Below are 13,177 nucleotides of genomic sequence, written 5' to 3' on the forward strand. Positions count from 1 at the left end.
GCTGCTCGCCGCGATACGCGGGTCCGTGCCCCGGCAGAACGTATCGCGGTCCGCACTTCGCGATCGCCTCGAGCGTCTCCGCCCATTCGAGCGTGTAACGCTGCACCTTGTTGGGATTGCCCGTGTTCGGCATCGACGAGACGATCAGATCGCCGACCATCGCGAGCCGCCGCGTCGGCATCCAGACCCACGTCGCGTCGTCCGTCTCGCCCATCGCGTGATGCAGCTCGACCGGCTCTCCCACCAATTCGAGAAATTGTTGATCGCGATAAACCAGGTCGGGGTAGCTGAACGACTTGGGCTCGAACAGGCCGTCGGTCGCGAACGCGCCCCCGAACTGGAGCCGATTGATATGCGACTGCCATCCGCGAGTGAGCGCATAGCGCTTGAAGCGGCCGGCGACGTCCTCGTGCGCCAGATTTTCGGCCGCGCATGCCCGCGCGTGAGAGCGTCGGTGATGAACGCCTCGGTGCCGAACGCGTGGTCGCCGTGACCGTGCGTATAGATGAGAAACGCGAACGGCTCGTCGCTGACCTCGCGAATCGCGCGCGCCGCCATCGCGCCCATCAACCGCGAGCTGGTATCGACGACGATCATCTCGCCGCGCCCGTATGCGAACGCGACGTTGGCGAAGCCGTGGAACATCGCGATGCCCGGCTCGAGCACCTCGAGCTGTCCCATCTGCGGGTCGAAGCCGGGCAGGTTGTTCGATCGGTTCGGGTTGGGCGTGGAACTCATGGTCTGTCTCCATCCGGACGCGGGTCGCTTACGACGAATCTATCGTTTAGACTTTGCACTTGGAATGAAGGCTGAAGTCATCGCGTCGAGCGCGCCGGATAACGAGCTGGAACGCCTGCTGGCATTCGAGCATCACGATCCCCATTCGATCCTCGGCGCGCATCTCGACGGCAAGTATCTCGTGGTGCGTGCGTTTCGCCCCGACGCGTCGCACATCGAGCTGCTCGTGCCGGGAGACGCGCCGCGTCCGATGCGCCTGCGCGATCCGGCGGGATTGTTCGAGGCTATGGTCGAGGGTCGCGTCTCGATTTTTCCCTATCAGCTCGAGATTCACTATCCCGACGGCGAATCAGTCACGATTCACGATCCGTACTCGTTCATGCCGACGCTCGGCGACCTCGACCTTCACTTGTGGGGCGAGCAGCGGGACGACCGCGCCTACGACAAGCTCGGCGCCCACGTGCGCGAGATGTCGGGAATCCGCGGCGTGTCGTTCGCGGTGTGGGCGCCCAACGCGCGCGGCGTCAGCGTGGTCGGCGACTTCAATCGATGGGACGGCCGCGTCCACATGATGCGCACGCTCGGCAGCTCGGGCGTGTGGGAGCTGTTCCTTCCCGGCGTCGGCGCCGGCGCGAATTACAAATACGAAATCCGCACGCGCGACGGCGGCTTGCTGCTGAAGAGCGATCCGTTCGCGCAGCAGATGGAAGCGCCGCCCGCGACGGCCTCCGTCGTTTACCAATCGAGCTACGAGTTCCACGACGCGGAGTGGCTTGCAGAGCGGGCGCGCCGCGAATGGATCAAATGCCCCATATCGATCTACGAAGTCCATCTCGGCTCATGGCGGCGCGTGCCTGAGGACGGCAATCGCCCGCTGACGTATCGCGAGATGGCGCCGATGCTTGGCGACTACGTCACGCGCATGGGCTTTACCCACGTCGAATTGCTGCCCGTGATGGAGCATCCGTTCACCGGCTCGTGGGGCTACCAGGTCAGCGGCTACTTCGCGCCGACCTCGCGCTACGGCAGCCCCGACGACTTGCGCTACCTCATCGACGAGCTCCATCGCCGCGGCATCGGCGTGATCCTCGACTGGGTGCCCGCACATTTCCCCAAGGACGAATTCAGCCTCGGCCGCTTCGACGGCACCGCACTGTTCGAGCACGCCGATCCACGCCAGGGCGACCATCCCGAATGGGGCACCTATATCTTCAACTACGGCCGCGCCGAAGTGCGCAACTTCCTGACTGCCAGCGCGCTCTACTGGCTCGGCGAGTTCCACGCCGACGGCCTGCGCGTCGACGCGGTCGCGTCGATGATCTACCTCGACTACGCGCGCAGCGAAGGCGAGTGGATTCCCAACGCTTTCGGCGGGCGTGAGAACCTCGACGCCATCTCATTCATCAAGAAGCTCAACCAGGACGTGTACCGCCTCAACCCCGGCGTCATGATGATCGCGGAAGAATCCACCGCGTGGACCGGAGTCAGTCGCCCGGTCTTTCTGGGCGGACTCGGCTTCGGCTTCAAGTGGGACATGGGCTGGATGCATGACACGCTCGAGTACTTCACGCTCGATCCCATCTACCGCCGTTACCACCATCGCGATCTCACCTTCGGACTGCTCTACGCATGGAGCGAAAATTTCGTGCTGCCGCTCTCGCATGACGAGGTCGTCCACGGCAAGCGCGCGATGCTCGCGAAGATGCCTGGCGACCGCTGGCGCCAGTTCGCCAATCAGCGCGCGCTCTTCGCCTACATGTGGGCGCGCTCGGGCAAGAAGCTGATTTTCATGGGCGAGGAAATCGGCCAGTGGCGCGAGTGGGATCACGACTCGAGCCTCGATTGGAACCTGCTCGAGTACTCCGACCATCGCGAACTGCAGGTCCTCGTGCGCGATCTCAACCACATCTACCGCGACGAGCCCGCGCTGTGGGAGGCCGATACCGACCCGGCGGGCTTTCGATGGCTCGACGCCGACGACGCCGACAGCAACATGATTGCGTTCATGCGTACCGCGCCAAGTACCGGCCGCCGCATCGTCTGTATGTGCAATTTCTCGCCGGTGCTGCGCAAGCGTTTTCGCGTCGGCGTCCCCGGCCCCGGATTCTATCGCGAGATTCTCAACACCGACTCGGCCGCATACGGTGGCTCCAACGCGGGCAACATGGGCGGCGTCGAGGCTGCCGCGATTCCGTGGCATGGATTCCCGCATTCGATCGCGATCGAGATGCCGCCGCTCGCCGTGATCTGGTTCTCCGTCCCGTAGTCGGGTTATACAGTCCGCAATGGACGAACCCGACTCTCACCAGCACTCGTATGCCGAATCGTCCACCGAGCGGCGCAATCGCGAGATAGTTAGCACCGAGCGCTCGCTGCTCGTCAGGCTTGGGCAGGCAGTCAAGCTCGCCGACTTCATGGCGCTCCTGATGGTGCTCGCCACCTTCTTCAGTGCCTACGCGACCTGGCGCACCGCGATGGTCACCAGCACGATCTTCGCCGTCGCGGATCGCCCGTTCATCGGCGTCCAGCAGGTCGCCTTCGCGGGAACTGACACGCAACATCCTATGATTTCGGTCAACTTCAGAAATTTCGGAAGCATCCCCGCCCTCGATACGATCGTCGCCGTTCATGCCGTCGTCGATGGCAAGGTCGTCAGGCCGCCCTCGAGCACGATGTCGGAGATGGACGCGGGAATTGTGTCGCCAAACGTGCCGCACGATTTTTTCGTCTTCCTACCGCCGGACCAATACCAGGCGGTCACTGCGGGCAAATCCAACCTGCAAGTTCACGTCAGCGTTCAGTACAAGGGCCCTGCCCATGAAATGCAGCTCTGCTACTTCGAGCGCTTTGCGTACGATCTCCGCGTCAACGTTTTTCTGGCCTCGGGCGGCAGCGACAAATGCGGCACCGACGTCTTCTGATTTTTACCTCGCCCGTTACTTTACGGGAGAGGTGGCTGGCCGCAGCGCGGCCGCTAGGTGAGGGTTCTGCGGCATCGAGCAAAAGTGCGTCACGCCCCCCTCTTTTAGGCAGCCCGCCCATCGTGTATTAGAATTCTCTAGCGCGTGATCGCCTACCGCGCGGCTCGCTTGGATCTCGTAACAGGCGGACGACCGCCTCAACCCGGTTGAGAGGAGAACACGATGCGCACTCGAAAAGTTATCAGCTCGAATATTCGCCAACGCGGGCTGCGATTCATTCCCGCAGCGGCCATCGCCGCGTCGATTGGGATGCTCGCGCTCGGCGGATGCTCGTCGCAGAGCGCTGACCAGCCGACCGCACCGCCGATGAATGCAAATTTCGCGCTCGACAAGTGCCAAGTGCTGGGCCCGAACCTTTACAAATGTCCGGCCGTCGATCAGCCGCTGTGCACTCCGGAGTTCACTCGCACCGATATCAATTGCGTGCACATCGGCCCCAAGGGCAGTGTCTTCATCCAGCGCCAGGGGGCAACTCCCTAGCGTAGTGGAGTCTTGGCCTGCGGCTGGGGCGCCCGCCTGAGCAGTCACACTCAGGCGAGCGCTCTACCTTCCGAATCGACCCGCATCCACTCAGCTGCGGTTCCCCTTCCCCCAGGGGAAGGGGTTAGGGGTTAGGTGAGCTGACATCCGCACCAATCTCCTTAAGAGCTTCTCGCGCCTCAACGTTGCGCGTCGCGCGCTCATCTGACAATTTTCTTAGACAGGATGAACTGTCCCATCTGCAAAAGGCCCGCTGACTTGTCGCCGCGAAATCGCTTCCGCCCCTTCTGCTCCGAGCGATGCCAGATGATCGATCTCGGCACCTGGGCCTCCGGCGACTACAAGGTCGAAGGCTCGACGACGCCCGCCGACAACGAGCATCACGACGATCTGAAAAAACGCAGGCTCCTCAATTGACGCGTGATGCGCCGCCGCGGATTCATCCGACGTCGGTGGTCGGTCCCAACGTCGAATTGGCCGCCGGCGTCGAGATCGGCCCTCTCTGCCTGCTCGACGGAAAAATCCGCATCGGCGCGCGCACCCGCCTGATCGGTCACGTCACGATTCTCGGCATTACCGAGCTCGGCGCCGACAACGTGCTGCATCCCGGCGCGGTAATCGGCGACGAGCCGCAGGATCTCACTTACACCGGCGTCGCCCGCTCGGTGAAAATCGGCGATCGCAACATCTTTCGCGAATACACCACCGTGCATCGCGGATGCGAGCATGGCGATGTCACCATCATGGGGAACGACAACTTCATGATGCAGAATGCGCACGTCGCGCACGATTGCCGCATCGGCAACTCCACCATCATTGCCGGCGGCGCTCTACTCGCCGGATGGGTCGAGCTGGGTGACCGCGCTTTGGTCTCCGGCAACTGCGTAGTGCATCAATACACGCGCATCGGCCGCCTCGCGATGATGCGCGGTCTCTCCCGCACCAGCCGCGACGTCCCTCCATTCTGCATAATGGATGACACTCACACGCTCCGCGGCATCAACGTAGTAGGCCTCAAACGCGCAGGTATCCCGTTAAAATCGATTCACGCCCTGCGCCACGCCTTCACAACTCTGTTCGGTACCCGTCAAAACCTAAAACTGGCAATCGAGCGGTTAGAAAAATCCGGCAATCTAACAGTGGAAGTAACCGAGCTGCTGAATTTCATCAAATCCTCAAAACGCGGCGTAGCCTTCGGCCCCCAAGACCCCCACTCGTCCAACGACGCCGAGTCCGATTCCTAATCCGAAATACCTCGCCCGTTATTTTCACGGGAGAGGCAGCCGAACCGCGTCGCGGTCGGCAGGTGAGGTTCTGCGGCGCGAGCAAAAGGCGAGATGGGACAGCAACCTTTCCGCGCTTCGTCTGGTGTACTCTCGTTTGTGTCGTCACCTCCCTTCTTTGTGTCATCCCGAGCGTAGCCGAGGGATACCGGATCTTCTTCGAGGCATGCCGACGCACCCCAACCGCGGAGCGAACACGACGGGCGTCCAATGCGCGCAAGCAAATCCTGCAGTAGAGGGCGCCTCGCCTCGGCAAGACCTGAGAGAGGGGGTCGAAGGCCTTGGCTTTAAAAAAGATTGGGGTGTCCCTCGGCTACGCTCGGGATGACACAAAAAATAAGGGAACACAAAAAAGTGAGCAGGCGCGCTTTTGCGCTGCGATCGCGGAACCCTCACCTGCCGGCCGCGATGCGGTTCGGCTGCCTCTCCCGCGAAAATAACGGGCGAGGTAAGAGTCGAACCCCTCCGCCCCAAAATAACTCCTAACAGGGACGAAGTCCCGCATCTTTCCTATCATTGGGTGCAGGGGTCACCCTTGCCGAAGGAAGCGTGAAACCCACCGCGGGTTTCACATACAATCAAGCTCTACACCGTTTGCTCGCACGCCCAACCCCTGAAACAATCACTAAGCAATGCGAATACGTCCACGATTCTTCATCGGCGGCGGCCTGATCGTCCTCGCGATCGGCTACCTTATATTCAGTTCGATTCGCACCACCTCCGAGTACTACCTCACCGTTCCCGAAGTGGCCGCGCGCCAGAGCGTGCTGGGCGGACAGGCGATCCGCGTCGCCGGTCGCGTCAAGCCCGGCAACATCGCCTGGGACCCGAACTCCCTCACCCTCAAATTTGAAATCGTGCCGATTCCCGACGTCGACGATGCCGGTGCGCCCGTCAAGCCCGTCGCGGCGACCGATCCCGTTTCGTTCCGCGTCGTCGCCGCCGGCGAGCCGAAGCCCGACATGTTTGCGCCCGGCCGCGACGTTATCGTCGAGGGCAAGCTCAGCCCCGACGGCGCCATCGCCGCGACGCAGGTGATGACCAGTTGCCCTTCCAAGTACAAGCCTAAGCAAGCACAATAGCAGCGGGTTTTTTTGATGCCGCAACTTGGCAACCTTGCGCTCGCGATCGCGCTGATTCTCGCCGTCTATTCCATCGTCGCGAATATCTACGGCGCGCGCCGGGGTGCGCCCGACTTCGTCGTCAGTGCCCGCCACGCAATCTGGGCGATGTGCGCGATGGTCACGATCGCGGTCGTCGTGTTGTGGACCGCGCTCCTGCGCAGCGACTTCTCGCTCGAGTACGTCGCCGCATACTCCAGCACCACGCTCCCGACCGTTTACAAAATCACCTCGCTATGGGGCGGGCAGCAGGGCTCGCTGCTGTTCTGGACCTGGCTGCTGTCGATCTTCACGTCGATCGCCGCCTTTCAGAATCGCCGCCGCAATCCCGACATCGCCCCGTATGCGCTCGCCGTGCTGGCCGGCGTCGCAATCTTCTTCCTGTTGATGCTGAATTTCGTCACGCGTCCATTCGATCTGCTGGCGACAGTTCCCGCCGAAGGCTCCGACCTCAATCCGCTGCTGCAAAACTATTGGATGGCGATACATCCGCCGTCGCTCTACACCGGCTACGTCAGCGCGACCGTGCCGTTCGCCTTCGGCGCCGCCGCGCTGATCACCGGCAAGCTCGACGACGGATGGATTCGTTCGACGCGCCGCTGGGCAATCTTCTCCTGGTTCTTTCTGACGCTGGGCAACATGTTCGGCGCGCGATGGGCGTACGAAGTGCTCGGCTGGGGCGGTTACTGGGCATGGGACCCGGTAGAGAACGCCGCCTTCATGCCGTGGCTCGTGATGACCGCATACCTGCATTCGGTGATGATCCAGGAACGCAAGGACATGCTGAAGGTCTGGAACCTGTCGCTGATCGGACTCGCCTTCGGACTAACGCTGTTCGGCACCTTCATCACGCGCAGCGGCGTCATCTCGTCGGTGCATTCGTTCACGCAGTCTGGCCTCGGCCCATACTTCCTGAGCTTCCTGATAACCGTGACGCTCGCCTACACCGCGCTTCTGATCTTCCGCTCGAAGGATTTGCGCAGTCCCGCCGAATTCGAGTCGTACCTCTCACGCGAGGCCGCGTTCCTGTTCAACAACCTGATGCTGGTCGGCATCGCGTTCGCGGTTTTCTGGGGCACGATCTTTCCGGTGCTGTCGGAGGCGGTGCGCGGCGTGAAGATCACCGTCGGACCTCCGTTCTTCAATCGCGTCAACGGCCCGCTCGCGCTCGGCCTCGTGTTCCTGATGGGGATAGGCCCGCTGATCGCATGGCGGCGCACGACGACCAGCAATCTTGTGCGCAGTTTCGCTGCGCCCGTTGTGATCGGCGTCGCGACCGGAATCGTCGCCGCTGCCGCCGGGCTGCGCCAATGGTACGTGCTGACCGCCTTCTCGCTGGCCGCGTTCGTGCTCGGCACCGTGCTCGTCGAGTTTCGCCGCGGGATGAACGCGCGTCGCCACATGGTCTCAGAGCCGCGCGCAAAGGCGCTCGTCAATCTCGTCGCCAAGAACAACCGCCGCTACGGCGGCTACATCATCCACATCGGCACGATCGTCGCCTTTGTCGGAATCGTCGGCTCGTCATTCTTTCGCACCGAGGTAAAGAAGAGCGTGCACGTGGGCGAGAGCTTCATGATCGGTTCATACACTCTGCGCTTCCAGGGTTTGGATGAAACCGACACGCCTCATCTCGAGAGCGCGACCGCCCGCGTCCAGGTGCTGAACGCCGACGGCCGCGAGATCACCGTGATGTCGCCGGCCAAACTCTTCTACAAACGCCCGCAGCAGCCCGCGACCAAGGTCGCAATCCGCTCGACGCCCGCCAGCGACCTCTACGTTGTGCTTGCCGGAATCGACGACAGCGGCCAGACCGCGACCTTCGAAGTGTTCCTGACGCCGCTCGTCTTCTGGCTATGGGCTGGCGGCCTTATGATGGTGCTCGGCACCGTGATTGTAATGTGGCCGAACGTCCGCGAGCGAGCCGCAATCGCAACCGCGCTGAGCCGCTCATCGGCCGGCGCGCGCGAACTCGGCGACCTCGGCGCGCCCGGAGGCGACTGAATCCGTGCGCGCTAGAGTGACGCTCGCATCATCGCTTGTATTCCTCATCGTGGCGCTTTTCGTTTTTCTTTCTCCTGAACTAAAATACGTTTCACGTGAAACATTCGCAGCGGAAAACCCAACGAATTCGCAGGTTTCCGAGGGTCTGACCTGCCAATGCGGCTGCGGTTTGACGGTCGCCAACTGCAACATGCCGACCTGCGGCTTCTCCGTGCCGATGCGCGCGGAAATCGACCGCATGATAGGCAAGGGCATGACCCGCGCGCAGATAATCGCCTTCTATCGCCGCGAGTACGGCGAGAAAGTTCTCTCCGCGCCGACCACCGAGGGCTTCAACATCCTCGCGTGGACAATGCCGTTCATCGCACTCGCACTCGGCGGCGGCCTGATGGTATTCGCCGTCGGGCGCTGGCGCTCTCATCAGCCATCCGCGCCGCCGGACTCAACGCGTGGCGCGCAGGAGATGCCATTCGATCCCGAACTCAGGCGCAGACTCGAAAAAGAGCTCGAGGAGCGCAGGTAGCCGATGTTCATTCTTGCCGCCGCGCTGATTGTCGCCGGAGTCGCGCTGTTCGTCGCCGCTCCGCTCGGAATCGGGCTGGTCGGAGCGCGCGCCAAGTCTGCCGGTGAGCTTCAAGTCGAGCGCCACGAGCATGAATGCGCGCTCGCGGTACAGGGCCTCCGCGAACTTGAGTTCGATCGCGAGATGGGCAAGCTGTCCGACGCGGACTATGAGTCGATGCACAAAACGCTCGAGGATCGAGCGCTGACCGCGATGGCCGCCGTCGAGAATATCCGGATGCAGAGCGAAAAGGCCGCAAACGCGAAGAAGCCGAGCGTTACGCCGCTGACGGATGCGCTGCGCCGACCCGCGGCGCCCCGCCGCATCGACCCGATACCGACCCTCGTCCTGCGCACCGAACACCCGCGCCCGGTACAACCCTCGCCGCAGCAGCAGCCGACGCCGTCGGCGTCGGGCAAGATTCGCTTCTGTCCCCAATGCGGAATGCGCGCCGCGATCGATTCGAAGTTCTGCGCGCAATGCGGCATCGCGATCAGGCCGCTCGGCGGCGCGGCCGCCCGGACCGAATGATGTCGGCGCCGGTCGTCGAGACTCACAGCCTGGCCAAGACTTACGGTCTCGCGCCCGTGCTCCGCGACGTGGATTTGCGGCTGCTGCCGGGTGCGGGCGCATTCATCGTCGGCGGCAACGGTGCCGGGAAATCCACGCTGCTGCGAATTCTCGCCGGACTCGAAGCGCCGAGCGGCGGCCATGCACTCGTCTTCGGGCAGGACACGCGCAAGCTCGCGGCGCGCTACCGGCGCCGAATCGGTATGATGGCGCATCAGAGCTTCCTCTATCCGAATCTGACCGCGCGCGAGAATCTGGAATTCTTCGGCGAACTGTATTCGCTCGCCGACCCGCAGGCGTCCGCCGATCAATGGCTCGGGCGCGTTGGGTTGGCCGAGGTTGCCGACGCCCGCGTGCGTACATTCTCGCGCGGGATGGAGCAGCGGCTGTCCGCGGCGCGCGCGATGCTTGCAGATCCGGCGCTGCTGCTGCTCGACGAGCCGTTCGCGTCGCTCGACCATGACGGCGCGGAAATCGTCGCGACTCTTATTCGTGGCGCGGTCGAGCGCGGAGCCTCGGTGCTGGCGACCGCGCATGAGGTTCCCGAAATCGACGGCGTCGAGTTCGCGGTGTTCGAGATCTCGCGCGGCCTGCTGACGCAGCGTGCGTATAAGGAGGAGGTCCGGCGCGGCGGGCGAATCCGCTCGCTGCTCGGCAGATAAACCGTGTCCGGTTTTGCCGCCGTACTCCGCAAGGACCTGCGCCTCGAGCTCCGCAGCGGCGAGAGCACGCTCGCGCTGCTCGCGCTGTCGATGCTGGTGCTGGTGGTGCTGGTGTTCGCGCTCGACGCGGCGCGCGTGCGCAGCGTGGACGCCGCGGCCGGCGCGCTGTGGGTCGCGATGGTGTTCGCAGGGATGCTCGGCGCGAATCGAGCGCTGCTCGCCGAGCGCGACAACGGCGCGATGCGCGGCCTGCTGCTGAGCCCGCTCGATCCAGCCACACTCTACGCCGCCAAGTTCGCCGTCGCGTTGATCTTCATGGCAGTTGCGGAAGTAGGCGCGGTCATCCTGATGGTGTTGTTCTTCAACCTTGAGTTCGACGCGTCGATCGCGCGCCTCGCGCCGATCCTGGCGCTTGGCGCGCTGGGCTTTTCCGCGCTGGCGACGTTGCTCTCCGCAATCACGGGACGCACGCGCGGCGGCGATATGCTATTGCCGATTCTCGCCGTGCCGATTTTCGTGCCCGCGCTGATTGCGGGCGTCAAGGCGAGCGCGGCCGCGCTTGCGGGCGCGCAGCTTGCCTCGATGGGCGACTGGCTGAAGATCATGATCGCGTTCGACGTGCTATTCGTCACCGCCGGTTACCTGCTGTTCGAGCATGTGGTAGGTGAGGACTAGCTATTCAATGAACAGCTCCGCGATTCGCAACTGGCTCGGGTACTCGACGCTTGCTCTCATGCTCGCGGCACTGTTCATGGTATTCGACTATGTACCGCCGGAAGCCGAGCAGGGCATCGCGCAGTTGATATTTTATTTTCATGTGCCGCTGGCGTGGGTCGCGTTCGCGTCGTTCGGGCTGGTCGCGATCGCGGGAATATTTTACCTGTGGCTTGGCGATCAGCTGTGGGATGACCTTGGCTACGCCGCCGCCGAAACCGGGATGGTCTTCTGCACACTGATGATTGTCGCGGGTTCGATCTGGGCCAAGCCGATTTGGGGTACGTGGTGGACGTGGGACTCGCGGCTGACGACCACCTTTATCCTTTGGCTGATGTACGGCGGCTACCTGATGCTGCGTGCGAGCGCCGATGACACGCCGCAGGTGGCGCGCTTCGCGGCGGTGCTCGGAATCGTCGCGGTGCTCGACGTGCCAATAGTCATTGCGTCCGTGCGGCTTTGGCGCACGATTCATCCCGCGGTGCTGGTGACGAAGCAGGGCGGTCATGGACTGGAGGACCCTCGTATGGTCGCGACGCTGCTGGTATGCCTGGCGGCATTCACGGCGTTGTGGGCGTGGCTGCTGATGCTAAGATTCACGCAGCTGCGGACCCGCAGCCGGATGAGCGCGCTGGCGGTCAGGATAGCGTTCGCGACGGCGGCCGCGTCCGATAAGCAAGTGATGGAATTGGGTTGATGGAACATCTGGAATACCTGGTCGCGGCTTACAGCATCATCTTTGCGGTGATTTTCCTGTATGTCGTGTTCATCTGGCGCCGCCAGGCGGCGCTTGACGCCGAGCTTCGCTCGCTCGAAGCGCGAATGGCGTCGCTGACGCAGGCGTCGTCAGAGACTGTACCTCAGGAGCGGTCCGATATCTGATTGGCTAATTGACTGACTATAGCAACTGAGTACTGGAAGATCCTGAACTGAGTATCCCTGATGGACTTTCGCGACTACTACAAAGTTCTCGGAGTTGATCGCAAGGCGAGCGACGCGGAGATCAAGAGCGCCTATCGCAAGCTCGCCCGCAAGTTCCATCCCGACGTCAATCCCAACAACAAGGAAGCCGAGGCTAAATTCAAGGAACTGAATGAGGCCTACCAGGTCATCAGTGACCCCGACAAGCGCAAGAAGTACGACGAGCTTGGCGCCGACTGGGAGCATGGCGTGTCGCAGGAAGAGATGATGCGCCGCTACGCTCGGCAACAATCCGCGGCCGGCGCGCGAGGCGGCGGGGGCGCGGACTTCGGCGGCGGCGACTTCAGCGATTTCTTCTCGCAATTTTTCGGCGGCGGCGGGGGCGCGAGACGCGGTGGCGGACGCAGCCGCGGCGGCGCGCCGCGCGGGTTTTCCGGCTTCGAGTTCGATACCGAACCCGCGGGCGCGCCAGACCTTCGCGCCGAGGTCGAAATATCGCTCGTCGATGCGGTCAAGGGCGCGAAGCGGCGGCTCGATCTCGTCGCCGAGGACGAATGCGCGACCTGCGGCGGCAGCGGGATGATTGCGCGCGAAGAAAAGCAGGGCAAGGCGCGCGTGATTCGCTCCGCCGAGGCATGTCCGACCTGCGGCGGCAACGGTGTGGTGCCGGCGCGGCGCACGCTCGAAGTCACAATCCCCGCGGGAGTCGCCGATGGATCGCAGTTGCGCTTGAAGGGGCAGGGCGGGCGCGCGCCGCGTCCCGATCAGAATGGCGATCTGTTTCTCACGATTAGAATCGAACTTAACCCCGTGTTCGCGATTGCGGGCCGTGATCTGCGGGTGAGTCTGCCGGTGTGGGACTACGAAGCGGCGCTCGGCGCCGAAATCACCGCGCCCACCGTTGACGGACGCGTGTCGCTCAAGATTCCGCCCGGCAGCCAGACGGGACGCGTGATGCGATTGCGCGGGCGCGGACTGCCGGCGCGCGGCAGGGAGCCGGCCGGCGACCTGCTCTACGAGCTGAAAGTCCTCGCGCCGACGGACTTGACGGCTAAGGAGCGCACGCTGATGCAGCAGTTGGCCGATAGCCTGAAGGATCGCGGAGTTGCCGATCCGCGGGCCGAACTGATGGCATCGAAGTGAT

At 63.2% G+C, this 13,177-nt stretch carries 15 protein-coding genes; 14 read left to right on the forward strand and 1 reads right to left on the reverse strand.

Annotation, left to right across the window (positions count from 1 at the left end; translation table 11 throughout):
* Positions 1-144 precede the first annotated feature (144 nt).
* Complete coding sequence (locus VJX68_RS16860; RefSeq protein WP_324096881.1) at positions 145-738, reverse strand: MBL fold metallo-hydrolase; 594 nt, start codon at positions 736-738, stop codon at positions 145-147.
* Between the two features lie 64 nt (positions 739-802).
* Here VJX68_RS16860 and glgB point away from each other — a divergent pair, with 64 nt between their 5' ends.
* From glgB to VJX68_RS16930, 14 genes are all read left to right on the forward strand, one after another.
* On the forward strand, positions 803-3,004 hold the full coding sequence (gene glgB, locus VJX68_RS16865; RefSeq protein WP_324096882.1) for a 1,4-alpha-glucan branching protein GlgB: 2,202 nt from the start codon (positions 803-805) through the stop codon (positions 3,002-3,004).
* A 19-nt stretch (positions 3,005-3,023) separates the two neighbouring features.
* The gene (locus tag VJX68_RS16870; protein ID WP_324096883.1) at positions 3,024-3,659 is read left to right on the forward strand and encodes a hypothetical protein; all 636 of its coding nucleotides are present in this window, start codon (positions 3,024-3,026) and stop codon (positions 3,657-3,659) included.
* A gap of 222 nt (positions 3,660-3,881) precedes the next feature.
* Positions 3,882-4,199 (forward strand): hypothetical protein, encoded by a 318-nt coding sequence (locus VJX68_RS16875; RefSeq protein WP_324096884.1) that lies wholly within the window; start codon positions 3,882-3,884, stop codon positions 4,197-4,199.
* 258 nt (positions 4,200-4,457) lie between these two features.
* Complete coding sequence (gene yacG / locus VJX68_RS16880) at positions 4,458-4,616, forward strand: DNA gyrase inhibitor YacG (RefSeq protein ID WP_414643497.1); 159 nt, start codon at positions 4,458-4,460, stop codon at positions 4,614-4,616.
* The gene (gene lpxA, locus VJX68_RS16885; RefSeq protein ID WP_324096886.1) at positions 4,613-5,443 is read left to right on the forward strand and encodes an acyl-ACP--UDP-N-acetylglucosamine O-acyltransferase; all 831 of its coding nucleotides are present in this window, start codon (positions 4,613-4,615) and stop codon (positions 5,441-5,443) included. The genes yacG and lpxA overlap by 4 nt, the downstream gene beginning before the upstream one ends.
* Positions 5,444-6,114: 671 nt before the next feature.
* Entirely contained in the window at positions 6,115-6,564 is a 450-nt protein-coding gene (locus VJX68_RS16890) for a cytochrome c maturation protein CcmE (RefSeq protein ID WP_324096887.1), read from the forward strand.
* Positions 6,565-6,579: 15 nt separating this feature from the next.
* Positions 6,580-8,604 carry a heme lyase CcmF/NrfE family subunit gene (locus VJX68_RS16895; RefSeq protein WP_324096889.1) on the forward strand — a complete coding sequence of 675 codons (2,025 nt, stop codon included), beginning with the start codon at positions 6,580-6,582 and terminating at the stop codon, positions 8,602-8,604.
* Positions 8,605-8,653: 49 nt separating this feature from the next.
* Complete coding sequence (locus VJX68_RS16900; RefSeq protein ID WP_324096928.1) at positions 8,654-9,127, forward strand: cytochrome c-type biogenesis protein; 474 nt, start codon at positions 8,654-8,656, stop codon at positions 9,125-9,127.
* A 3-nt stretch (positions 9,128-9,130) separates the two neighbouring features.
* Positions 9,131-9,697, forward strand: coding sequence for a c-type cytochrome biogenesis protein CcmI (gene ccmI / locus VJX68_RS16905; RefSeq protein ID WP_324096890.1), 567 nt, complete (start codon positions 9,131-9,133; stop codon positions 9,695-9,697).
* Positions 9,646-10,398 (forward strand): heme ABC exporter ATP-binding protein CcmA, encoded by a 753-nt coding sequence (gene ccmA, locus VJX68_RS16910; RefSeq protein WP_324096891.1) that lies wholly within the window; start codon positions 9,646-9,648, stop codon positions 10,396-10,398. The genes ccmI and ccmA overlap by 52 nt, the downstream gene beginning before the upstream one ends.
* A 3-nt stretch (positions 10,399-10,401) precedes the next feature.
* Positions 10,402-11,073, forward strand: coding sequence for a heme exporter protein CcmB (locus tag VJX68_RS16915; protein WP_324096892.1), 672 nt, complete (start codon positions 10,402-10,404; stop codon positions 11,071-11,073).
* Between the two features lie 7 nt (positions 11,074-11,080).
* Positions 11,081-11,809, forward strand: coding sequence for a cytochrome c biogenesis protein CcsA (ccsA, locus tag VJX68_RS16920; RefSeq protein WP_324096893.1), 729 nt, complete (start codon positions 11,081-11,083; stop codon positions 11,807-11,809).
* A complete protein-coding gene (locus tag VJX68_RS16925; RefSeq protein WP_324096894.1) occupies positions 11,809-11,994 on the forward strand; it encodes a CcmD family protein in 186 nt (61 codons plus the stop codon). The genes ccsA and VJX68_RS16925 overlap by 1 nt, the downstream gene beginning before the upstream one ends.
* A 60-nt stretch (positions 11,995-12,054) precedes the next feature.
* Positions 12,055-13,176 (forward strand): J domain-containing protein, encoded by a 1,122-nt coding sequence (locus tag VJX68_RS16930; protein ID WP_324096895.1) that lies wholly within the window; start codon positions 12,055-12,057, stop codon positions 13,174-13,176.
* The last annotated feature ends 1 nt before the right edge of the window (position 13,177 follow it).

This window comes from Binatus sp. (SeqCode) (assembly GCF_035272065.1).
Lineage (GTDB): Bacteria > Desulfobacterota > Binatia > Binatales > Binataceae > Binatus.

Bases quoted from the DNA above. Each gene is read 5' to 3' on its own strand.
- VJX68_RS16895 (WP_324096889.1), top strand. From the start codon at position 6,580: ATGCCGCAACTTGGCAACCTTGCGCTCGCGATCGCGCTGATTCTCGCC.
- VJX68_RS16875 (WP_324096884.1), top strand. From the start codon at position 3,882: ATGCGCACTCGAAAAGTTATCAGCTCGAATATTCGCCAACGCGGGCTG.
- VJX68_RS16870 (WP_324096883.1), top strand. From the start codon at position 3,024: ATGGACGAACCCGACTCTCACCAGCACTCGTATGCCGAATCGTCCACC.
- ccmA (WP_324096891.1), top strand. From the start codon at position 9,646: ATGCGGCATCGCGATCAGGCCGCTCGGCGGCGCGGCCGCCCGGACCGA.
- VJX68_RS16890 (WP_324096887.1), top strand. From the start codon at position 6,115: ATGCGAATACGTCCACGATTCTTCATCGGCGGCGGCCTGATCGTCCTC.
- VJX68_RS16930 (WP_324096895.1), top strand. From the start codon at position 12,055: ATGGACTTTCGCGACTACTACAAAGTTCTCGGAGTTGATCGCAAGGCG.
- VJX68_RS16925 (WP_324096894.1), top strand. From the start codon at position 11,809: ATGGAACATCTGGAATACCTGGTCGCGGCTTACAGCATCATCTTTGCG.
- VJX68_RS16860 (WP_324096881.1), bottom strand. From the start codon at position 738: ATGAGTTCCACGCCCAACCCGAACCGATCGAACAACCTGCCCGGCTTC.
- ccsA (WP_324096893.1), top strand. From the start codon at position 11,081: ATGAACAGCTCCGCGATTCGCAACTGGCTCGGGTACTCGACGCTTGCT.
- ccmI (WP_324096890.1), top strand. From the start codon at position 9,131: ATGTTCATTCTTGCCGCCGCGCTGATTGTCGCCGGAGTCGCGCTGTTC.
- glgB (WP_324096882.1), top strand. From the start codon at position 803: ATGAAGGCTGAAGTCATCGCGTCGAGCGCGCCGGATAACGAGCTGGAA.